The organism is Algoriphagus sp. (genome assembly GCF_029254265.1).
GTDB lineage: Bacteria > Bacteroidota > Bacteroidia > Cytophagales > Cyclobacteriaceae > Algoriphagus.
The window spans coordinates 1-2,957 of sequence record NZ_JAQWXX010000006.1 but is presented as its reverse complement, the minus strand read 5'-3'; the positions used below and the strand labels follow the sequence as shown (position 1 = coordinate 2,957).

The following is a 2,957-nucleotide window of genomic DNA, read 5'->3' as shown; positions in this document are numbered from 1 at the left end:
GAATTGGTAAGAGAGAAATCCAACTGGTCAAATGTTCCTGCTGGTATTTCTAGAGGCGTTTCGGCCTATTTCTGCCACAATTCCTATGTAGCCGAAGTAGTCGATATTACCATAAAAGACAATCAGCCTGTTGTTGAAAATGTCTATGCTGCGGTAGATTGTGGAATTGTCGTCAATCCAGATTCTGCGGCAAACATGGGAGAAGGTGCAATTGTCGATGGAATCGGAAACGCATTTTATGGAGAAATAGCCTTTGAAGATGGAGCTCCAACCAAAAGGAATTTTGATACATATAGAATGATCCGCCACAAGGAAGCTCCAAAGAAAATCGAAGTTCACTTTGTACAAAATAATGAGGCGCCAACTGGATTAGGAGAACCTCTTTTCCCTCCTGTGTTCGCTGCCTTGGGCAATTCACTTTATAAGGCAACTGGAAAACGATTGTATGAACAACCTTTCCAGCCACAGCTTCTTGAAATGGAAAACTTAAGGATGTGATTAAGGTAGCCTAGCTATCAGATTACAAACTAAATAAAATTAAATGGGGACTAACAGTCCCCATTTATGTTACAAGACTCGCTGTCAGCGCTACCGTTCATCTGAATCGGCTGATTCGCTTTTTCATATTCGCTCCAAGCCTTTTCCAAGGTTTGTGTAAAAACCTCATCTGGTTGAGCTCCCGAGATCCCAAATTTCCTATCAAAAACAAAGAAAGGTACTCCCCTTACTCCCAACTGACGCGATTCATAAATATCCGTTTCAACGGCATCTTCATAAGTGCCAGTTTCCAATGCTTTTTTGATGGTGTCCTCGGTCAATCCGATTTCTATTCCCAAAGAAATGAGCGTATCAAAATCATCTACATTTTTCCCTTCAGAGAAATATGCAGCTAATAACCGCTCTTTCATCTCATTTCCTTTCCCTGCTGATTTTGCAAGGTGAATCAAACGATGAGCATTTCTTGTGTTTGCTACTACTGCCTTTTCAAAATCAAAATCTAAGCCTTCTGACTTCGCCATTTCTACGACATTAGCAGTGATTTCCCGAGTTTGATCCATTGACCAACCTTTAGAAGTTGCTAAATGCTCCAGTGTACTTACAGATGTATCAGTTTTTTGATCAGGGTTTAGCTGAAAACTCTTCCATTCTATTTCTATAGCATCTTTTTCAGGGAATTTAGCTAAAGCTTTTTCCATTTTTCGTTTTCCGATATAGCAAAAAGGACAAACTACATCAGACCATATTTCTATTTTCATTTCTATTTTATTTACTTGAAAGGAAATTGAAAAATTTACTAAAGAGTTCAAATCTATCCGAAATTGAAAACCAAAGAATGTCCTTCTTGTGCAATGGAGATTGACGAGAAAGCAAGCATCTGCCCTATCTGTCAATTTGAATTCCCCAAAAGATCTCCTTGGATTGCCTGGGTGTCCATTCTCCTATTAATTGTTTTTATCTTAAGCTACATTCTCTAATCTTAACTCACTGTATGATGAATAAACGTTCTTTTCTCAAAAGCTTAGCATTTCTAGGAATTGGTTCTGGTTCGATTTTTAATTCCAAAGCTTCGGATTTGGAAGACTTTGCTAATCTGGATTTTGCTTCATCTGATTTCTGGGATCAAATTCGATCTTCGTACAAACTCAAGCCTGAATACATCAATTTAGAGAATGGGTATTATTGCTTTCTCCCACAAGAGACACTGGAAAAATATATTACTCATATCCGGGATGTAAATTATCAGGCATCTTATTACATGCGGACGGTCCAATGGGAGAATAAGGCTAAAAGTGCTGCAAAGCTGGCAGAATTGGTTGGGGCTAGCCCAGAAGAAATTGTGCTTACCAGAAATACCACAGAGTCACTGGACCTGATTATTTCGGGTTTTCCATGGAAAGCTGGAGATGAGGCCATCGTAAGTAATCAAGATTATGGAAGTATGCTTTCCATGTTTGATTTGCAGGCGAAACGAAGCGGAATCAAAATCATCCGAATAGACATTCCAATGCACCCTGAAAATGATGAAGAGATTGTGGCGGCATATGAAAAAGAGATTACACCCAGAACCAAACTATTGATGGTGCCTCATATTGTCAATATCACAGGGCATATTCTTCCAATTAAAAAAATAGCTGAAATGGCCCATTCGCATGGCGTCGAAGTGATGGTGGATGGAGCACACGCTGTAGGACATTTTCAGTTTAATATTTCAGATTTAGGAGTTGATTATTATGGGTCTAGCCTTCACAAATGGCTTTCAGTGCCATTGGGAGCCGGAATGCTTTATGTGAAAAAGGATCGAATTTCAAAGCTTGAGCCACTTTTGGCGCCTTTTGATCTAAAATTGGAGACAATCGGGTACCTCAATCATATAGGTACTCACCCAGTAGCAACGGACTTGGCTGTGATAGACGCGATTGATTTTCATCAAAAAATCGGGAGTCACCGCAAAGAAGAACGATTGAGATATATTCAGCGCTATTGGTCTGATCAGGTAAGAGATTTGCCAGGAGTGAATGTAAATACTCCTCAGGATCCTATGCGATCTTGTGGTATTGCGAATGTAGGTTTGGATGCATATCCTCCTTCTGAAATGGCGAAAGTCCTAATGGATAAGTACCAAATCTATACCGTTGCTATTGATGGTGTTGGCGTAAGGGGATGTAGAATATCTCCAAATATTTATACTAGCGAAAAAGAATTGGACCAATTTGTACTGGCTTTGAAGGAAATGTCAGGAAATTCTTAAGCGTCAAATTGAATATTTGATAAATTTTACAAAATATTCATCTGATTTATTTGAGATTATTCAGAATTAGGATGGTTTATCCATAAAATTTATTATGTATATCCGCAAAGATGCCAGTAGCCAAATAAGTTAGAAGTGACAGCCAGTGACAATCGCTTTCTTGCGATCTTAACGGGTACTAAATTAGGTCAAAATAAACGGTTTTGAC

At 38.9% G+C, this 2,957-nt stretch carries 3 protein-coding genes; 2 read left to right on the top strand and 1 reads right to left on the bottom strand.

What is annotated here, in order from left to right; translation table 11 throughout:
- Nucleotides 1-498: molybdopterin cofactor-binding domain-containing protein (locus P8O16_RS00425; protein ID WP_300309711.1), on the top strand; the 498-nt coding region annotated here is incomplete at its 5' end.
- A 50-nt stretch (nucleotides 499-548) separates the two neighbouring features.
- On the opposite strand, the gene P8O16_RS00420 is transcribed toward P8O16_RS00425, so the two are convergent.
- Complete coding sequence (locus P8O16_RS00420; RefSeq protein WP_300309709.1) at nucleotides 549-1,256, bottom strand: DsbA family oxidoreductase; 708 nt, start codon at nucleotides 1,254-1,256, stop codon at nucleotides 549-551.
- Between the two features lie 233 nt (nucleotides 1,257-1,489).
- On the opposite strand from P8O16_RS00420, the gene P8O16_RS00415 reads away from it, so the two are divergent.
- Nucleotides 1,490-2,749 (top strand): aminotransferase class V-fold PLP-dependent enzyme, encoded by a 1,260-nt coding sequence (locus tag P8O16_RS00415; protein WP_367182785.1) that lies wholly within the window; start codon nucleotides 1,490-1,492, stop codon nucleotides 2,747-2,749.
- Nucleotides 2,750-2,957 lie beyond the last annotated feature (208 nt).